General features: G+C 69.1%; 16 protein-coding genes. 4 read left to right on the forward strand and 12 right to left on the reverse strand.

What is annotated here, in order from left to right; translation table 11 throughout:
• Nucleotides 1–272 precede the first annotated feature (272 nt).
• From WFQ67_RS02165 to WFQ67_RS02180, 4 genes are all read left to right on the forward strand, one after another.
• Nucleotides 273–1,025, forward strand: a complete 753-nt coding sequence (locus WFQ67_RS02165) for a hypothetical protein (RefSeq protein WP_333781764.1) — start codon at nucleotides 273–275, stop codon at nucleotides 1,023–1,025.
• A 240-nt stretch (nucleotides 1,026–1,265) separates the two neighbouring features.
• Nucleotides 1,266–2,273 carry a methionine ABC transporter ATP-binding protein gene (locus WFQ67_RS02170; protein ID WP_173174767.1) on the forward strand — a complete coding sequence of 336 codons (1,008 nt, stop codon included), beginning with the start codon at nucleotides 1,266–1,268 and terminating at the stop codon, nucleotides 2,271–2,273.
• Nucleotides 2,273–2,938: a methionine ABC transporter permease gene (locus WFQ67_RS02175; RefSeq protein WP_173174765.1), complete on the forward strand. Its 666-nt coding sequence runs from the start codon at nucleotides 2,273–2,275 to the stop codon at nucleotides 2,936–2,938. Before WFQ67_RS02170 ends, WFQ67_RS02175 begins: the two co-directional genes overlap by 1 nt.
• A gap of 55 nt (nucleotides 2,939–2,993) precedes the next feature.
• Complete coding sequence (locus WFQ67_RS02180; protein ID WP_213627503.1) at nucleotides 2,994–3,764, forward strand: MetQ/NlpA family ABC transporter substrate-binding protein; 771 nt, start codon at nucleotides 2,994–2,996, stop codon at nucleotides 3,762–3,764.
• A 517-nt stretch (nucleotides 3,765–4,281) separates the two neighbouring features.
• On the opposite strand, the gene WFQ67_RS02185 is transcribed toward WFQ67_RS02180, so the two are convergent.
• The 12 genes from WFQ67_RS02185 to WFQ67_RS02240 form a co-directional block, all read right to left on the reverse strand.
• Nucleotides 4,282–4,674, reverse strand: a complete 393-nt coding sequence (locus WFQ67_RS02185; RefSeq protein ID WP_213627501.1) for a YbaN family protein — start codon at nucleotides 4,672–4,674, stop codon at nucleotides 4,282–4,284.
• A complete protein-coding gene (locus tag WFQ67_RS02190; RefSeq protein ID WP_173174759.1) occupies nucleotides 4,667–5,260 on the reverse strand; it encodes a biliverdin-producing heme oxygenase in 594 nt (197 codons plus the stop codon). Before WFQ67_RS02190 ends, WFQ67_RS02185 begins: the two co-directional genes overlap by 8 nt.
• Before the next feature lie 166 nt (nucleotides 5,261–5,426).
• Entirely contained in the window at nucleotides 5,427–6,755 is a 1,329-nt protein-coding gene (locus WFQ67_RS02195) for a TolC family outer membrane protein (RefSeq protein ID WP_263151885.1), read from the reverse strand.
• A 5-nt stretch (nucleotides 6,756–6,760) separates the two neighbouring features.
• The gene (locus WFQ67_RS02200) at nucleotides 6,761–8,101 is read right to left on the reverse strand and encodes an HlyD family type I secretion periplasmic adaptor subunit (RefSeq protein ID WP_337056058.1); all 1,341 of its coding nucleotides are present in this window, start codon (nucleotides 8,099–8,101) and stop codon (nucleotides 6,761–6,763) included.
• 3 nt (nucleotides 8,102–8,104) lie between these two features.
• Nucleotides 8,105–9,880, reverse strand: a complete 1,776-nt coding sequence (locus WFQ67_RS02205) for a type I secretion system permease/ATPase (protein WP_213627495.1) — start codon at nucleotides 9,878–9,880, stop codon at nucleotides 8,105–8,107.
• Between the two features lie 159 nt (nucleotides 9,881–10,039).
• The gene (locus WFQ67_RS02210; protein ID WP_173174751.1) at nucleotides 10,040–10,639 is read right to left on the reverse strand and encodes a heme acquisition protein HasA; all 600 of its coding nucleotides are present in this window, start codon (nucleotides 10,637–10,639) and stop codon (nucleotides 10,040–10,042) included.
• 86 nt (nucleotides 10,640–10,725) lie between these two features.
• Nucleotides 10,726–13,395: a TonB-dependent hemoglobin/transferrin/lactoferrin family receptor gene (locus WFQ67_RS02215; RefSeq protein WP_442969565.1), complete on the reverse strand. Its 2,670-nt coding sequence runs from the start codon at nucleotides 13,393–13,395 to the stop codon at nucleotides 10,726–10,728.
• Between the two features lie 139 nt (nucleotides 13,396–13,534).
• Nucleotides 13,535–14,542 (reverse strand): FecR family protein, encoded by a 1,008-nt coding sequence (locus WFQ67_RS02220; protein ID WP_442969567.1) that lies wholly within the window; start codon nucleotides 14,540–14,542, stop codon nucleotides 13,535–13,537.
• Nucleotides 14,543–14,610: 68 nt separating this feature from the next.
• On the reverse strand, nucleotides 14,611–15,126 hold the full coding sequence (locus tag WFQ67_RS02225; protein ID WP_337056060.1) for an RNA polymerase sigma factor: 516 nt from the start codon (nucleotides 15,124–15,126) through the stop codon (nucleotides 14,611–14,613).
• An 81-nt stretch (nucleotides 15,127–15,207) separates the two neighbouring features.
• On the reverse strand, nucleotides 15,208–15,843 hold the full coding sequence (locus WFQ67_RS02230; RefSeq protein WP_173174743.1) for an SCO family protein: 636 nt from the start codon (nucleotides 15,841–15,843) through the stop codon (nucleotides 15,208–15,210).
• 90 nt (nucleotides 15,844–15,933) lie between these two features.
• Nucleotides 15,934–16,839 (reverse strand): heme o synthase, encoded by a 906-nt coding sequence (gene cyoE, locus WFQ67_RS02235; RefSeq protein WP_271104405.1) that lies wholly within the window; start codon nucleotides 16,837–16,839, stop codon nucleotides 15,934–15,936.
• Between the two features lie 23 nt (nucleotides 16,840–16,862).
• Nucleotides 16,863–17,906, reverse strand: coding sequence for a COX15/CtaA family protein (locus tag WFQ67_RS02240; protein WP_442969566.1), 1,044 nt, complete (start codon nucleotides 17,904–17,906; stop codon nucleotides 16,863–16,865).
• Between the last annotated feature and the right edge of the window lie 53 nt (nucleotides 17,907–17,959).

A 17,959-nucleotide genomic window follows, 5' to 3' on the forward strand; every position in this document is an offset into this window, starting at 1 on the left:
TCGCCAGCGCTTGTAATTGTTGTCGTTCACCATGGTAGGGAAGCCGCCGCAGAAATACAGGACGAACGGCGAACGGCGCGCAGGCCGCCTGGTCTGATAGCACGCAGATGGCAAAAAAGTGACCTCGACTTTTGTCCTGCCCGGTCGCGCAGTGTAGAATTGCGCGTTTTTTGAGCAACACGAGACTTGCAGGAATGATGCAGTTCGCAACCCGATACCTTCCCGTTATCGCGATTTCCCTGCTGTTAGCCGCGTGCCAGAGCAAACCGCAGGTGGCCAGCCTGCCCACCGACGACCTGGTCACCCGCTTCCGCCAGCTCGACCTGAGCCTGAACAACGGCCAACTGGCCGACGCCGAAACCCAGCTCAAGGATCTCCAGCAACGCGCCACCGGCGACACCCGCCTGGAGCAGTACCAGCGCCAGCTCACCGAAGCCTGGCTGAAGAAGGGCCAGGCCGCGCTGCAGCAGGGTGACCTGGACACCGCCACCACAGCCCTCAGCCACGCCCGCAGCCTGATGCCCCAGGCACCGGCGCTGACCACCGGCCTCGACGGCGCCATCGCCCAGGCCCGCGCCAGCGAGCTGGACCGTGCCGAACAGGCCCGCACCGCCAGCGAGCAGGCCGCCGCCAAGGACGCCGCCCGCGCCGCCGAGCAGGCCCGCCAGCAGCGCCTCGCCCTCGAGCGCCAGGCCGCCGAGGCGGCGAAGCTGGTCGCCATCCAGCCCGCCGCCAAGGCCGAGCCCGCCAAACCCGTGCGCCGCGTGGCCAACCAGGTGGCCCTGCCGATGCTCGACAACGATGACAACGAGCGCCTGCGCAGCCTGCTCGACGCCGTCGCCGCCGACGTGGTCGCCTTCGATTGCGGCGTGCGCCTGCAAGTGCGCGAAGCCAAGCAGTACCCCTGGGTCGTGGCCCTGCTGTCCGCCCGGGTGAAGAAGCTCGACCCCGCCTACAAGCTGCGCGTCGACCACAGCGTCGACCCCGCCAAGGTGCCGAGCCTGGTACTCAGCCCTAAAAGCTGAGCCCCTCCCGCGCCGGGTGGCACCCGAGCGACGTGAAGCGCGACGCCGTTGCGCAGGGCGGGTGACACCCGCGTCCACTCCCCCCTGCGGCATCACCGCTAGGGCGTGCGCGCACGTCACCCATATTCCATCTGGCTATAGCCCTAGGCCGACAAAGATTTTCGGCGCCTATGCGCGAACAGGTAGACTACCCGGCTTTTTAGGCCCACCCGGCTCCCGAGAACCCACAAGGTTTCCCCCGTGATCGAATTCCATGACGTCCACAAGGCGTATCGCGTCGAAGGCCGCGAGATTCCAGCCTTGCAGCCCACCGACCTGCGCGTCGAGCAGGGCGAGGTGTTCGGCCTGATCGGCCACTCCGGCGCCGGCAAGAGCACCCTGCTGCGCCTGATCAACCGCCTGGAGGAACCCAGCGGCGGCCGCATCGTCATCGCCGGCGAGGATGTCACCGCCCTCGATGCCGAAGGCCTGCGCCGCTTCCGCCAGCGCGTCGGCATGATCTTCCAGCACTTCAACCTGCTGTCGTCCAAGACCGTCGCCGACAACGTCGCCCTGCCGCTGAAGCTGGCGGGCGAGCTGTCCCGCGCCGAGATCGACGCCCGCGTCGCCGAGCTGCTGGCCCGCGTCGGCCTCAGCGACCACGCGAAGAAATTCCCCGCGCAGCTCTCCGGCGGCCAGAAGCAGCGCGTCGGCATCGCCCGCGCCCTGGCCACCCAACCGAAGATCCTGCTCTGCGACGAAGCCACCAGCGCCCTCGACCCGCAGACCACCGGCCAGGTCCTGCAGCTGCTGGCGGAGATCAACCGCGAGCTGAACCTGACCATCGTCCTCATCACCCACGAGATGGACGTGATCCGTCGCGTCTGCGACCGCGTCGCGGTGATGGATGCCGGCGTCATCGTCGAGCAGGGCCCGGTGGCCGATGTCTTCCTCCACCCGCAGCACCCCACCACCCAGCGCTTCGTCCAGGAAGACGAGCAGGTAGACGAGGGCGAGCAGCGTGACGACTTCGCCCACGTCCAGGGCCGCATCCTGCGCCTGACCTTCCGTGGCGAGGCCACCTACGCGCCGCTGCTGGGCACCGTCGCGCGCCGCACCGGCGTCGACTACAGCATCCTCGCGGGGCGTATCGACCGCATCAAGGACACCCCCTACGGACAGCTCACCCTGGCCCTGACCGGCGGCGACATCGAGGCCGCGCTGACCTGCTTCCGCGAAGCGGACGTGCACCTGGAGGTCCTGCGCTGATGCAAGAGCTCATCGCCAACATCGACTGGTACGAAATCTGGCTGGCCAGCCTGGACACCCTGCTGATGCTGGGCGGTTCGCTGCTGTTCACCGTGCTGCTGGGCCTGCCGCTGGGCGTGCTGCTGTTCCTCACCAGCCCGCGCCAGTTGTTCGAGAACCGCGCCGTCTACAGCCTGCTGTCGCTGGTGGTGAACGTGCTGCGCTCGCTGCCGTTCATCATCCTGCTGATCGTGATGATCCCCTTCACCGTGTTCATCACCGGCACCTCCCTGGGTGTCGCCGGCGCCATCCCGCCGCTGGTGGTGGGCGCCACGCCATTCTTCGCGCGCCTGGTGGAAACCGCCCTGCGCGAGGTGGACCGCGGCATCATCGAGGCCACCCAGTCCATGGGCGCCACCACCCGGCAGATCGTGGTCAACGCCCTGCTGCCGGAAGCCCGGCCGGGCATCATCGCCGCCATCACCGTCACCGCCATCACCCTGGTGTCCTACACCGCGATGGCCGGCGTGGTGGGCGCGGGCGGCCTGGGCGACCTGGCCATCCGCTTCGGCTACCAGCGCTTCCAGACCGACGTGATGGTGGTCACCGTGGTGCTGTTGCTGGTGCTCGTCCAGATCCTGCAGACCATCGGCGACAAGCTGGTGGTGCATTTCTCCCGCAAATGAAAGGATGGCCGGCGTCCACCCGACCCGGCCCTCGCATTCCCATAAGGAGCGTTCCATGAAAAAACTGCTGGTGGCCGCTGCCGCCTTCGCTGCCCTCTCCGCCCAGGCCGACACCCTGACCGTGGCCGCCACCCCGGTGCCGCATGCGGAAATCCTCGAATTCATCAAGCCGCAGCTGGCCAAGGAAGGCGTGGACCTGAAGATCAAGGTCTTCACCGACTACGTGCAGCCCAACGTGCAGGTGGCCGAGAAGCGCCTGGACGCCAACTTCTTCCAGCACCAGCCGTACCTGGATGAGTTCAACAAGGCCAAGGGCACCCAGCTGGTGAGCGTCGCCGGCGTGCACATCGAGCCCTTCGGCGCCTACTCCAGCAAGATCAAGAAGCTCGACGAGCTGCCCCAGGGCGCCGCCGTGGTCATCCCCAACGACGCCACCAACGGCGGCCGTGCGCTGCTGCTGCTGGACAAGGTCGGCGTGATCAAGCTGAAGGACAACACCAGCATCACCGCCACCCCCAAGGACATCGCCGAGAACCCCAAGGGCATCAAGGTGCGTGAACTGGAAGCGGCCACCCTGCCGCGCGTGCTGACCCAGGTCGACCTGGCCCTGATCAACACCAACTACGCCCTGGAAGCCAAGCTGAACCCCACCAAGGACGCCCTGGCCATCGAAGGCAGCGACTCGCCCTACGTGAACATCCTGGTGTCCCGCCCGGACAACAAGGACAGCGCCGACATGCAGAAACTGGCCAAGGCCCTGCACAGCCCCGAGGTGAAGCAGTTCATCCTCGAGAAGTACAAGGGCGCCGTGGTTCCGGCGTTCTGATCGCTGCCCGGCCATGAAGAAGCCCGCTCATCGAGCGGGCTTTTTTGTGGTGCTGTCCCAGCGCTTTGTTGCGGAGCCAAGCTGATTATCGAGTTCTGTGGAGGTCACCTGTTTCGCCTTGCCGGGCGAGTCTCTTTTTTCAGTCGCCAAAGAAACCAAAAAGGCTCGCCCCTGCATCCGGCCCGGCTACGCCGGGTACCCTCACTCCATCGTCGTTACAGGGGCACGCGCCGACGGGCCATCCATGGCCCGGCGGCGCTCTCGCGACATCCATGTCGCTCAACCCCTTCCACAACGATTCCACTCGGCCTCCTGAAGGGGCACTGTTGCCGCCCCACCCTCCCACGCTCAATGCAAGCACAGCGTGCGCTCACGACTTGCTAACGCTTTCGATACAGGGAGTGGGGGCAAGGTCAGTTGCAGGGCTTTGGAGAGCGGCAACAGAAGATCAGTACATGACGATTGTGTAGGCCGCGTTCGAGCCGGAATTGAAAGAAGCATCTGTTAGCGAGCGCCATCAGCCGATCTCCACACGCTCCGGCCGCGACCAGATCCACGCGGCGCCGATCGCCATGCCGATGCCAGCCATGATCACCGACGGCGTGTGCGACACGGTGCAGGCCATCAGCGTCAGGCCCAGGCTCATGCTCAGGGTGGCGACCAGCTTGGTGCGCCGGGTGATGACCCCGCCGTTGCGCCAATTGCGCAGCGAGGGGCCGAGCAGGCGGTGGTTCTCCAGCCAGGCGCTGAGGCGCGGCGAGCCCTTGGCCGCCGCCCAGGCCGCCAGCAGCACGAATTCGGTGGTGGGCAGCCCCGGCAGCACCACGCCCAGCAGCGCCAGGCCGATGAGGAGGTAGGCGAGGGCCTGCCACAACCAGCGCAGCGGCCCCCGCGCAACGGCCTCAGGCAAAGCAGCGCTCCAGGTGGTCGGCGAAGCGGTTGAAGGCGGCGATGGCCGCGGCCTCTGCCTGGCGCTCCTGCTCGGCGTCCAGCTCGATGCCGTCGAGGGTGGCGACGAAGCTTTTCCAACCCTGGGCACGACCGCCTTCCGGGTCGCCCAGGTGGCGGGCGCCGAAGCTGTCGGACAGCTGCAGCGCCTCGGCGCGCTTGTAGAGGAACGCGGCACCGAGCTTGGAGCCCTCGGACACGAACAGCCAGCCCAGGGCGGCGCCGAGCCCGTGGCTTGCGCCACGCACGGTCTCGTCGCCCTCCGGCAGCGCATGGCCCAGGTCGGCCAGGTCGAGGCGCGCCTGCTCATGGCGGGCCCGGCCGGCGAGGCCGTCGAAGATCGCACCCAGCCCGGCATCGGCGTAGAGCGCCGCCAGGTCGTACTGGAACAGGTACTGGGCGGCGACGAAGCGGGCGAAGTTCTCGCGATTGCCGAAGGGGTCGTGGCTCTTCACCAGGGCGTCCAGACGGCTGTGGGGCTCGTGGGTCAACTGGTTGAGGCGCTGGGAGCGCAGGGGATGGGAGAGTTGCGGCTGGGAAGCGGTCATGACGGTGTCTCGATTCGGGTGGCATGCCCGGTCGATCGGCCGGGCTTTGCACTGAATGACGTTGTAGCGAATGAAACTCAGTAAAAAATATTCCGAACGGTTTTCCCCGGGCTGAAGCCCGGGCTACATCCAGGGGCGGCACCGGGGTTTCGGTTGAAACCATGCGTCAGCCACGGGCCTGGAAGTACCCCGCCAGCACATCCAGGTCGCCGGCCTCCAGCAGGCCGGCGTGGTATTTCAGTTGCAACCAGGCGCGCAGGTAGCCGTAGCGTGCCTGGGCCAGGTCGCGGCGGGCGCCGTAGAGCTGCTGCTCGGCGTTGAGCACATCGAGGTTGACCCGCTCGCCACCGGTCACGCTGCGCCTGGTGGCTTCGATCAGGGTGCTGGCGGATTCCACTGCCAGCTCATAGGCACGCACCTTGGCGCCGCTGCTGACGCAGAGGTTGAACTGCTTGCGCAGCTGGTTGAGGGTCTCGGCGGTCTGCGCATCCAGGGCGTGGCTGGCACGCTCCATCTCGGCGGCGGCCTGGCGGGTGGAGGCGGAGACCGCGCCGCCGGCGAACAGCGGCAGGCTGATCTGGATGCCGACGCTGTCGGTGTCGTACTTCTGGTTGTAGGTGCTCTCGGAGCTGGAGCGGGTCTTGCTGGTGCTGGCGTAGGCGCTGAGGGTGGGCAGGTGCCCCGCGCGGTTGCGTTCCACCGCGTAGCTCGCGGCGTCCAGGGCGTGGCGCTGCGAGGCCAGCTCGGGGTTGCTGGCCAGGGCCAGGTCGCGCCAGGTCTCGAAGCGCGCCGGCTGCAGCGGCTGCACGCGGAAGCCGTCGGCCAGGGGCGCGAGGTCCTGGATATCCAGCGGCTCGCCGACGATGGCCTGCAGCTCGCGCAGGGCCGCATCGAGGTTGTCCGCGGCCTCGATCTCCTGGGCCTGGGCGAGGTCATGGCGGGCACGGGTCTCCAGCAGGTCGGTGCGGGTGCCCTCGCCAGCCTCGAACAGGCGCTGGTTGAGCTGCAGCTGCTCGGCGTAGGCGCGGCGCTGGGCTTGCGCGAGGGCGATCTGCTCGTGGGCGAACAGCGCCTCGCAATAGGCGTTGAACAGGCGCACCGCCAGCTCCTGGCTGCGGCTGCGCAGGCGCTCGTCGGCCAGCAGCGCCTTGGCCTGGCCCTGGCGGTACTCGGCCCAGGCGGCGTAGTCGAACAGCGGCTGCTGCAGGGTGAAGGTGGAGGAGTAGCTGCGGTAGTCGCGCTCGCTGGTGATGTCGCCGAGGGCGGTGGACTGGGTCACCTCGGAGTCATTGCGACCGCTGTTGTAGCTGTAGGACAGCCTGGGCAACAGCGCGGCGCGACCGATCACCCGCTCTTCGTGGCCGGCGTCGCGCTCGGCGAGGGCGGCGTGGAAGGTCGGGTCGTTGCGCAGCGCCAGGGCGTAGGCGTCGCGCAGGTCGAGGGCCACGGCGGGGAGGCAGGGCAGCAGCAGGAGCATGGCCAGCAACAGGCGCATCGGGCTCACTCCTCCGCCAGCGCGACGTGGGCGCGGTCGGTCAGCGGCTTGAACAGGTAGTTGAGCAGCGAGCGCTCGCCGGTGCGCACGAAGGCCTCCACCGGCATGCCGGGGCGGATGTCCTCGCCGGCGAGCTGGCGCATGCCTGCGTCGGCGACCTTGACCCGCACCTGGTAGTAGGGCTGCTGCGTGGCGTCTTCCAGCAGCCTGTCGGCCGAGACCAGCGCCACCTCGCCGTCCACCCGTGGCGTGCGGCTCTGGTTGAAGGCGACGAAGCGCAGCTCCACCGGCAGCCCGGGGCGCAGCCGGTCCACCAGCTCCACCGGGGCCCGTGCGTCCACCAGCAGGGGCGCATCGGCCGGGACGATCTCCATCAGCTGCTGGCCGGCCGCGACCACGCCGCCCTCGGTGAACACGGCGAGGCCGACCACGGTGCCGCTGGCCGGTGCCCGCACCTGGGTGGCCGCCAGCTCGGCCTCGGCGCTGCGCAGGCGGCTGGCCAGGTCTTCGGCGCTGGCCTGGGTATCGGCGAGCTGCTGGTGCACGTCGCGCTGGAATTCCTGCCGGCGCTGCTGGATGCGCAGCTTCAGCTCGAGAATCTGCCGCCGGGTGCGGCCGATGTTGCCGAGGTCCTCGGCGATCGCACCGTTGACCTGGGCGTAGAGCCGCTCGTTGTCCAGCAAGCGGTTGCGCGCGATATAGCCGTCCCGGGCCAGCGCGCGCAGGCCGCCCAACTGCTCCTGCAGGGCGACGCGCTGCTCTTCCTTGTGGGCCATCGAGGCGGTGATGCCCTGGAGCATGGCCCGGGCGCCGGCGATGCTTTCGCGCAGGCCGTCCAGTTCGCTCTCCAGCGTCTCGTGGCGGCTGGCGCGAAGCGCTTCCTGCAACGCCAGGGCATCGTTCACCCAGGGCTCGCCGGCATCGGCACGCAGCGCCTCGGGGAAGGCGATGCGCACGCTGCCCTCGCGCTCGGCGCGCAGGCGGGCCTCGCTGGCGCGGGCGTTGAGGTACTGCGCCCGCAGGGCATCGCGCTGGGCGCGCGCCCGGGTGGTGTCCATCCGCAGCAGCACCTGCCCGGCCTGCACGCGGTCGCCGTCCCGCACCAGCAGGCGCTCGACCACGCCGCCCAGCGGGTGCTGCACGGCCTGGCGATGACCGGAGACGACCACGGTGCCCGCCACCGGTACGCCCTTGTCGAGCGGGGCCAGGGCGGCCCACAGGAGCAGGCCGCCGAAGCCGAGCAACACCAGCCAGAGCCCGAGCCGGGCAGGGTGGCGATCATCCACCCGGGGGGCTTCGTGCAGGGCGGGGCGCGGCGGGAGGGGCGGGCTGTGCAAGGCGGTCATCGGTCAGTTACCCGGGGAGCCGTAGCTCATGCTGATGGTGGGCGCGACCCGCAGGGCCGGGGCCGGTTGAGGGGCGGTCGGCGCGGGCCGGGCGCCGCGCTGCAGGTCCTGCAGCACCCGGGCGGCGGGCCCGAAGGCCTGCATCTGCCCGCCCCGCAGCACCAGCAACTGGTCGGCACCGGCGATCAGGGCCGGCTTGTGGGTGATGAGGACCAGGGTGCGCCTGCACGCGCGCAGCCGGGCGATGGCGGCCAGCAGCGCCTGTTCGCCCGCCTCGTCCAGGTTGGCGTTGGGTTCGTCCAGCACGATCAGCGCCGGCAGGCCGTAGAGCGCGCGGGCGAGGCCGATACGCTGGCGCTGGCCGCCGGAGAGCCCCGCGCCGCCTTCGCCGAGACGGGTGTCGTAGCCCTGCGGCAGCTTGAGGATCAGCTCGTGCACACCCGCGAGCCGGGCCGCCTCGACCACCCCGGCCGGGTCGACGGCACCCAGGCGCGCGATGTTCTCGGCGATGCTGCCGGCGAACAGCTGCACGTCCTGGGGCAGGTAGCCGATATGCGGGCCGAGTGCGCCCCTGTCCCAGTGCTGCAGGTCGGCGCCATCCAGGCGCACCTTGCCGGAGGCGGGCTGCGCCGCGCCCACCAGCAGGCGGGCGAGGGTGGACTTGCCCGAGCCGGAGGCGCCGAGAATGCCCAGGGTCTCGCCCGCGGCCAGCTCGAAGCCGATGTTGGCCAGGCAGGGTTTGCGGGTGCCGGGCTGCATCGCTGCGAGCTGCTCGACCGCCAGGCGCCCCTCGGGCGGCGGCAACGGCATGCCGGCGCTGCGCGGCGGCTGGGCCTGGAGCAGGTCGCGCAGCCGGGCATAGGCCAGGCGCGCGGAGCTCCATTGCCGCCAGACGGCGATGAGCTGGTCGATGGGGGCCAGCACCCGGGCCATGAGGATGGAGCCGGCGATCATCATCCCGGGGCTGATCAGTTGCTCGATGGCCAGCCAGGCCCCCAGCCCCAGCACCAGCGACTGCAGGGCCAGGCGCGCGACCTTGGACAGCGCGGTGATGGCCGCCATGCGCTCGCTGGCCTGGCTCTGCCGTGCCAGGAAGCCCTGGTGCAGGCCCGTCCACTGCTGGCGCAGGGCCGCGAACATGCCCATGGCCTCGGCCACCTCGGCGTTGCGCAGGTTGGCGGCAGCCTGCTGCCCGGCCAGCTGCGAGAGCCGCCCGGCCTCGCTCAGGGGCTCCAGCGTGACGCGCTCGTTGAGCCAGGCCAGCGCCATCAGTGCCAGGGCACCGGCCAGCGCCAGCAGCCCCAGCCAGGGGCTGAACATGAACATCACCAGCAGGTAGAGCGGGAACCAGGGCGCATCGAAGAAGGCGAACAGCGCCTGCCCGGTGGCGAACTGGCGCAAGGCATTGAGGTCGCCCAGGGCCTGTGACGCCGCGCCCCGGCCGTCCGCCGCCAGGCTGGCCTCGAAGGCGGCCGCGAAGACGCGAGGGTTGAGCTGCATGTCCAACCGGCTGCCGAGGCGGATCACCACCAGGCTGCGCACCCACTCCAGCACGCCCATGAAGGCGAACAGGCCGAGCACCATGATGCTGAGCATCAGCAGGGTCATCTCGTTGCCGGACGACAGCACCCGGTCGTAGACCTGCAGCATGTAGATCGCCGGGGCGAGCATCAGCAGGTTGGTCACGGCGGTGAACAGGCCGATGTTGAGCAGGGCGGCCCTGCAACCCCCGAGGGCCTGCAGCAGGTCGTCCGGCTTGGTAGAAGGCATGCGCTTCATCGAAGCCCCCAGAAGGGCCGCGCCCGGCGATTGACGCCTGCCGGGCGCGGCCACAGAATTCGCGCCACCGCAGCCTGGGCCCTGCAAGACACGGGCTGCGGTGGCGTCAACGGAGCGAATGGAGGCGTGATCTTCCATTCGCTTTTTTTACGCCCGGGCTCAGGCGGCCAGGGCCAGGTCCTCGACCGGCGCCTGCACGCCCACCGCCTCGGCCGGAGCCAGGCTCAGCGGGCCGGCGGCCAGGGCGGCGGCCACCACGTCGAAGGTGTCGCCGGTGTCTACGCCGTAGTCGTCCAGCAGGCCGTCGAGCACGCCCTGCAAGGCGGTGGCGTCGCCGCTCATCAGGCCGTAGACGACCTGGTGGACGATGCCGGCATGGCCTTCGCTGAGCAGGCTGGACAGGCCCAGGCCGCTGAAGCTGGCTTCCGCGCCGCCGCTGAAGCCGAAGCCGGACGCATCCCGGGTGACGTCGGTGCCCAGCGAGACGGTGTCCAGCGAGCCGTACAGGGTGTGGGCCGGCGCTGAGAACAGCGAGTAGGTCAGGTTGCCTTCGGCGACGAAGCCGGCATCGCTGTTCGGGCTGGTCAGCGCGTACTGGGTACCGCTGAGGGTGCCCGGGTAGAAACCACCGGTGTTCACGCCGTCCTCGACTTCACCGACGCGGTGGTTGGCGTCACCGAAGTAGCCCGCCCAGTCGGCCAGGTAATCGCTGATGGTCCAGCTGGAGTAGGTGGTGGAGTAGGTGATGGAAAGGCTCATGCTCGTTCTCCGATTGAGGTTTCACAGGTTGGCGCCGCACGGCAGGCAGCCGCACGGCGGTTTTGCCCTTCATGGGCAAATGCGGCTCAAAAGCTGTATTCCACGGTCCCCTGCAAGGTGCGGCCACGGCCGAGGGTGAAGGCCAGCACGTCGCCCAGCGGCACCAGGTAGGCGCGGTCGGTGACGTTGTCGAGGGCCAGGCGCAGGGTCAGGGAGTCACTGGCGCGGTAGCTGCCGAAGAGGTCGTAAACGGTGTAGGACTTCCAGTCGGCGGGGTAGATCTGGTCGCGGGCATCCGGGTCCCCGCTGTCCAGGGCGTAGCCTTCGCTGTAGCGGGCGCGGACGCCGACATCCAGGCGGCGGTCGAGCAGGCGGGTGCCGAGGGTGAGGCTGCCGCGATCCATGGGCATGTGCTCGGCGGTGCCCATCATCCCGCCACAGCCGACCATGGCGTTCGCGGCCTGGTTCGGCACCATGCCGATGACCGGCGGGCGGCGCCCGGTGCCGTACACCGGCGAGGTGACGCCACCCAGCCAGGCCTGGTTCCGGCAGTACTGGTTCTCGCCGATCATGTGGGTGTAGGTGAGGTTGCCGTAGTAGCCGCCCGTGTCGTAGTCGAGGGCGTATTCGACGCCCCGGAAGCGCGTGCTGCTGAGGTCGTTCACGTAGGCGGCGATGCCCAGCGCGGGCAGGCCATAGCCGGGGCGCTGCAGGCCGACCGACATGAAGGTGAAGTCTTCGATGCGCGTGTCGAAATAGGCGACCTTCAGGCCCAGGGCATCGCCCTCGGTGATGAGGCTCCGCGTGAAGACGTTGAACCCCACCTCCCAGGACTGCGAGCGCTCCGGCTCGAGGAACGGGTTGGGGTACAGGGTCTCCGCGCTGCCGCCGTGGGGGCGCCCGGAGATCAGCGTCTCGGTCACCGCCGGCGGGCGCCAGCCTTCGCCGTAGCGGGCGAACAGCTGCAGCCAGTCCACTCCGGGCCTGACCGAGATGCCGAAGGTCGGGGAAAACCGGCCCTCTTCCCGGTCCACGTCATAGCGCAGCGGCACCGTGACCTGCTGGGTGGTGCCGAGGGTGAAGGTGCTGATGTTCATGCCGGTCTCGCCCTCGAGGCGATAGCGGTCGTAACGCAGGCCCGCGCTCAGCGTCAGCCAGTCGTCGTAGTCGAATTCGAGGTTGCCGAACAGGCTGCCCATGGCGCGCTCGCCCCGGGGCGTCATGCCTTCGGATACCGGATAGTCCACCGCCGAGCTGGCGGCCGTGGCCTGGGTGGAGTCGGGGCGGACCTTGTCGAGGAAGTACTCGAGGCCGTAGTTGGCCTTCAGGCCGGCACGGTCGAGCAGCGCGAGGGTCGAGGTGTTCTGCAGCTGCAGGCCGTAGGTGTCGGTCTGGTAGGTGACGTCGTAGCCGGCAGCGGTGCCGCGGGTCAGGGTGCTCTGCTCGTTGCGATTGTCGACGTAATAGAGCTTGGCCTTGAGGTCGACCAGCGGGTCGTCCGGGCTGTAGCTGTAGTCCAGGGCGAAGTTCTGCGACACCACGTTGCTGCTGCCGAGCTTTTCCCAGAGCTCGGCGTTCTGCACGTTCATCATGTTGGCGTCGTCGTAGGAGACCTGGGTGCGCAGGTAGGCGAACTGGAGGCGCTGGTCGGCGGGCAGGTTCCAGCCCAGCTTGGCCAGGCGCGAGCGCATGGTGGAGCCGGAGTAGGCGACGGTCGAGTGCTTGATGCGGTCGGCGATGCCGGGGTCGCTCGCGGAACCGGTGCGCAGCGCGCCGATGCTGCCGTGGGTGCCGGGATCGTAGTCGCCCAGGTGGCGCTCGCTGGCCGCGACGAGGATGTCGCCGATCTCGTTGCCCAGGGCGAAGGCGCTGCTGCCGATGAAGTCGGTGCCATTGGCATGGCCACCGAGCCCGCTGGTGGCGCGCAGGCGGCCCCCGAACTCCTTGCCCGGGTGGATGAATTCGCGGGCATCGAGGGTGCTGAACTCGGCCACGCCACCGATCACCCCGGCGCCGCCCATGCCCGAGGTGGCGCCCTTCTCGATGGTCACGGCGGAGAGCAGCTCCGGGTCGATGTACATCGTGCCGTTGCGCTGCTGGTGGCCACTCTGCTGGAAGTTCTGGCGCATGCCGTCGATGTTCATGTTGACCCGGCCATAGTCCTGCAGGCCGCGGATGTTCACCGAAAGCCCCGGGTCCTGCTGGCTGACGGCGGTGTACACGCCGGCGCTCTGTTCGAGCATGTCGGCGGCATGGCGCGGCGGGTTGCGGTCGATCTGCTCGCGACCGATCACGGCGACAGAGCGGGGCGCCTCATAGACCCAGTCATCGGCGATCGCCTGCCCCTGCACATGGGTGGCGCCCAGTTGCAGGGCCCGGCCATCCGCCTCGGCGTATATACGGCTCAGGCTCACCTGGCGCGGCGAGACGAAGCTGTAGCTCACCGGGTGGCCAAGCAGCAGGGCCCGCAGGCCCGCTCGCACGTCGAGGCGACCGTGCACCGCATTGCCCTGCAGCCCTTCGAGCAGGGCGGCGTCGAAGATCACCTGCACGCCGGACTGCTCGGCGAAGGCCAGCACCGCGCTGTCCAGCGGCTGCGCCGGAATGTCGAAGGCGACCAGGACCTGCTGCGCCTGCGTCGCCAGCGGATCGGACTCGGCGGCCTGCAGCGCCCCCACGCAGGCCAGCATCCAGCTTCCCCCCAAGGCGAGCAGCGCACGACGGCATCGCTGGCCCGGCCCCTTGCATACGTTCATCGGTCTTCCTTACGGCTTCGTGTTTGGTGAATGAAAATCACTCTCAATACCAAGACGAGCCAGCCGGGAAAACTCAGTAAGGTTTTTTCGGGATTCTTGCAGCGGGGGCGCCGGAGCCCGCACCGGGCGGGCTGCCGGCTCAGTAGAGGAAGGTGACGCCGGGCAGGTCGAGGCGGCTGACCTTGAGTTCGTGGGTGAGGGTGTCCAGGGCCTCGTCGAGGATGTCGAGGCGGAACACGCCGCTGACCTCGCGACCGGCCAGGGCGGAGTCGCTGATCAGCACGTGGCCGGGCCGGTAGCGGTTGAGCTGCTCGGCGACCTGCCCCAGGGGCACGCGCTCGAACACCAGCACGCCGCGTCGCCAGCTGGTGGCACGCTGCAAGTCACGCGGGGCGAGGGCCTCGATACCGCCAAGGGCGTCGTAGCGGGCGCTCTGGCCCTCCTGCAGGACCTGCTCGCGCGCGCCCCGCTCGGGCGCCTGTTCCAGCGCCAGGGCGACGCTGTGTTCGGTGACGCCGACCCAGGCGCCGCGCGCATCGTCCTGGCTGACCAGGAACTGGGTGCCCAGCGCGCGGGTGGTGCCCCCGGCGCTCTCGACCACGAAGGGGCGCGACTCGTTCGGTCCCAGCGGTGCCACGGTGAAGTAGGCATCACCGCCGAGCAGGCGCACCCGGCGCTCGGTGTCGCTGAATTCCAGGTCGATGGCGCTGCGGGTGTCGAGCTCCACCCGGCTGCCGTCCGGCAACTGCACCTGGCGCACCTCGCCCTTGGCGGTGGCGTGGTCGGCGAGCAGCGGCCGCAGCATCTGCCGGCCCTGCTCCACGCCGAGCCCCGCCAGCAGCAGCACGGCGGCGGCGCTGGCCACCCAGCGCAGGCGCGGGCGACGGCGCGCCGACAGGCGCGGCCGGGCCAGGTGTGTCGCCTGCGCGGCGGGCGCATGGGCGGGCGCGGGCATCTCGCCCAGGCGCGCGAGGTCGGCCCAGGTGCGCTGGGCGAACTGCAAGGCGGGCGAGTGGCGTGCGTCCTCGGCCTGCCAGAGGGCCAGGGCCCGCGCCTGTTCGGCGTCCAGGGGCCCGGCACCGAGGCGGACGGCCCAGTCGGCGGCTTGCTGGCGGATTTCCTGCTCGCGCAGGTCGTGGCTGATCACGTCGGTCTCTCGAGTTCTCGTTATAGGAATGCTGACGTCCGAGGGGCCGATACTCGGTAAACCGTTGGTCATGTGGCGTCCCGGGCGTCGTCCTGCAGGCGCTGCATGACATGCGCAAGGGCCCGGGACAGGTGCTTCTGCACCGAACTGTCGGAGATCTCCAGTCGCCGCGCGACCTCGGCATGGGTCAGGCCTTCGAGGCGGTTGAGGCGGAAGATCTCGCGGGTGCGCGGCGGCAGTTCCGCCACCGCCTCGCGCAGCCTGCGCATGTGCTGGGCCTCGGCGGCCTGGTCATCGAGACCGGGGCGCTCCTCGACTATCTCCTCCAGCGCCTCGTGGGGCACCGACTCGGTCCTGCGCCGCGACTGTTGCCGGGCGTGGTCGATCATCAGGTTGTGGGCGGTGCGGTAGAGGTACGCGGGGCTGTTGTCGATGCGTTCCTTGCCGCGCTGTTCGGCCAGGCGCAGGAAGCTCTCCTGGACCAGGTCGGCGGCCAGCTGCGGGTCGCGCACCTTGCGCGTCAACAGGCTTTGCAGGGCCTTCGCATGCTTGATGAAAAGGCTCTTGAGATCAGGCTCCGACAAGCGCGCTCCCTGACTGGCGGAGGGTGAGGGAGCGCCATCTTATTTTTATTGAGAATTAGTTGCAATTGAGAAAGAAACTTCTCAGCTGGCCGGCGCCAGCAGGGTCGGCAACTGGTCCTTGAGCTTCTGGTTGTTCAGCGGCGCGCGGATGAAGCCGCGCTGGGTGCCATCCGGGCCGATCACCACGAGGTTGCCGCTGTGGTCGACGGTGTAGTTTTCCTTGCTGGTGTCGGCCGGGATGAAGGGGATGCTCACGGCATTGGCGAGCTTCTGGATCGAGGCCAGCTCGCCGGTGTAGCCGACGAAGGCCGGGTCGAAGTAGCCCAGGTACTGCTTGAGCTGCTGCGGGGTGTCGCGGTTGGGGTCGACGCTGACCAGCACCACGCGCAGGTTGTTGCGCGCCGCCTCCGGCAGCAGGCCCTTGAGCTCGCGCATCTGCGCCAGGGTGGTGGGGCAGATGTCCGGGCAGAAGGTGTAGCCGAAGAACAGCAGGCTCCACTTGTCCTTGAGCTCGTTGACCGCCACCGGCTTGCCGTCCTGGTCGGTGAGGCTGATGGACGGCAGGGTGCGGCTCTGCGGCAGCAGCACGATGCCGGCGTCGAGCAACTGGGTCGGGTCGGCCTGGCGCTGGTTGTTGAGCACCTTGTGCACGGTCAGGCCGAGCACCAGCGCCACCAGGGCGATGAGGACGAATACGGTTTTCTGCACACGGGTCATGGGGCGGTCTTCACTCGGGGAATTCGGTGGCGGCAAGACTAACCGCGAAGCGTGCCGATGGCACGGTCCGCGGTGTAACAGCCTTTGGAGTCAGATGTTCAGCAGCAGGTAGTGATCCACCAGGAGGGCGATGAACAGCAGGAACAGGTAGGCGATAGAGTACTTGAAGGTCTTGATCGCGGCGTGCGGTCGGCTGTCGCGGTAGAGCACCCAGGCCCATTGCAGGAAGCGCCCGCCCAGGGCGATGGCGCAGAGCAGGTAGAGCATGCCGCTCATGTGGATGGCGTAGGGCAGCAGGCTCACGGCGAACATCACCAGGGTGTAGAGCAGGATGTGCACCTTGGTGTAGTGCTCGCCATGGGTCACCGGCAGCATGGGGATGTCGGCCTTGGCGTACTCTTCCTTGCGGTGGATGGCCAGGGCCCAGAAGTGCGGCGGGGTCCAGGCGAAGATGATCAGCACCAGCAGCAGCGGCTCGGCGGACAGGTGGCCGGTGACCGCGACCCAGCCGAGCATCGGCGGGGCGGCGCCGGCGAGGCCACCGATGACGATGTTCTGCGGCGTGGCGCGCTTGAGGAAGCCGGTGTAGATCACCGCGTAGCCCAGCAGCGAGGCGAGGGTCAGCCAGGCGGTGAGCTCGTTGGTGAAGTGCAGCAGCAGCACCTGCCCGGCCACCGCCAGGATCAGGGCGAAGACCAGCGCCGCAGCGGGCGAGACGCGGCCATTGACCACCGGGCGCTTGAGGGTACGCGCCATGATCGAGTCGATGCGCCGGTCCACCACGTGGTTCACCGCCGCCGCCGACCCGGCGCACAGGGCGATGCCGAGGTTGCCGAAGATCAGTACCTCCCAGGGCACGCCCGCGCGGGTGGCGAGGAACATCCCAACCAGGGAGGTGATGAGCATCAGCACCAGCACCTTGGGCTTGGTCAGCTCAAGGTAATCGCGCCAGCTGGCGTGGACCCGGGCCTGGCGTTCACTGAGCAGAATGGCCATGGCGTCTCTCCTTCTTCTTGTGTTCAGGCGGGCTTGCCGGCGTGCAGCCGGACAGCCGTTGTCGAGCATTCGGCGGCGAGGGCCGGCGCGCGCACGCGGTAGTTCACCAGCACCAGCGTCAGCAGCAGCAACGCGCCGCCGCCGTTGTGGGCCACCGCCACCGGCAGCGGCAGGTGGAAGATCACGTTGCTGATGCCCAGGCCGACCTGCAGCGCCAGGGCGCCGAGCACGAGCGCGGCGAGGCGGCCGAGACCGGCCCCGCGCAGGCGCCAGGCGAGCGCCAGCAGGGTGAGGGTCACCACCAGGGCGCCGAGGCGGTGGGTCATGTGGATGGCGGTGCGGGCGTCGCTGTCCAGCTGCCCGCCCAGGTAGTTGGGGCCGATGTGCTGGCTGAGGTGGAAGCCGTTGGCGAAGTCCATCGCCGGCCACCACTGGCCGTGGCAGGTGGGCAGGTCGACGCAGGCCACCGCCGCGTAGTTGGAGCTGACCCAGCCGCCGAGGGCGATCTGCCCGATCACCAGCAACAGGCCGAGTGCCGCCAGGCGCCGCAGCCGCGCGGGCAGTTGCAGCGGGGCGAAGGCGCCGGACAGGCGCAGGCTGAGCAGGAACAGCAGCGCCAGGGTGGTGAAGCCGCCGAGCAAATGCGCGGTGACCACCTGGGGCCAGAGCTTGAGAGTCACCGTCCACATGCCGAAGGCGGCCTGGGCGATGACCACGCCGAGCAGCAGCAGCGGCAGCTTGCGCGGCTGGCCGTCACGCCCGCGCCGCACCAGGGCGTGCACCGCGAGGCCGAGAATGGCCAGGCCCAGGGTGCCGGCGAAGTAGCGGTGGATCATCTCGTTCCAGCCCTTGTCGGCCTCCACCGGCGCCTCGGGGAAATGCACCTCGGCGTGGGCCAGCTGGGCTTCGGTCTTGGGCACGCCGATGAAGCCATAGCAGCCCGGCCAGTCGGGGCAACCGAGGCCGGCATGGGTCAGCCGGGTGTAGGCGCCCAGCAGCACCACCACCACAGCCAGCGCGGTGGCCAGCACCGCAAGGTAGAAACCGGGACGGGACGATCGTTGCATGGGAGAACTCCGTTTTCTCAGTTGCAAGCTTCAAGCCTCAAGCGACAAGAGAA

The sequence above is a fragment of the Pseudomonas sp. USHLN015 genome (assembly GCF_037153275.1).
GTDB classification, from domain to species: Bacteria; Pseudomonadota; Gammaproteobacteria; order Pseudomonadales; family Pseudomonadaceae; genus Metapseudomonas; species Metapseudomonas tohonis.

Coding starts and splice junctions, on each gene's coding strand:
- WFQ67_RS02175 (WP_173174765.1), top strand. CDS start 2,273: ATGCAAGAGCTCATCGCCAACATCGACTGGTACGAAATCTGGCTGGCC.
- WFQ67_RS02240 (WP_442969566.1), bottom strand. CDS start 17,906: ATGCAACGATCGTCCCGTCCCGGTTTCTACCTTGCGGTGCTGGCCACC.
- WFQ67_RS02230 (WP_173174743.1), bottom strand. CDS start 15,843: ATGACCCGTGTGCAGAAAACCGTATTCGTCCTCATCGCCCTGGTGGCG.
- WFQ67_RS02200 (WP_337056058.1), bottom strand. CDS start 8,101: ATGACCGCCTTGCACAGCCCGCCCCTCCCGCCGCGCCCCGCCCTGCAC.
- WFQ67_RS02215 (WP_442969565.1), bottom strand. CDS start 13,395: ATGAACGTATGCAAGGGGCCGGGCCAGCGATGCCGTCGTGCGCTGCTC.
- WFQ67_RS02195 (WP_263151885.1), bottom strand. CDS start 6,755: ATGCGCCTGTTGCTGGCCATGCTCCTGCTGCTGCCCTGCCTCCCCGCC.
- WFQ67_RS02210 (WP_173174751.1), bottom strand. CDS start 10,639: ATGAGCCTTTCCATCACCTACTCCACCACCTACTCCAGCTGGACCATC.
- WFQ67_RS02180 (WP_213627503.1), top strand. CDS start 2,994: ATGAAAAAACTGCTGGTGGCCGCTGCCGCCTTCGCTGCCCTCTCCGCC.
- cyoE (WP_271104405.1), bottom strand. CDS start 16,839: ATGGCCATTCTGCTCAGTGAACGCCAGGCCCGGGTCCACGCCAGCTGG.
- WFQ67_RS02190 (WP_173174759.1), bottom strand. CDS start 5,260: ATGACCGCTTCCCAGCCGCAACTCTCCCATCCCCTGCGCTCCCAGCGC.
- WFQ67_RS02205 (WP_213627495.1), bottom strand. CDS start 9,880: ATGAAGCGCATGCCTTCTACCAAGCCGGACGACCTGCTGCAGGCCCTC.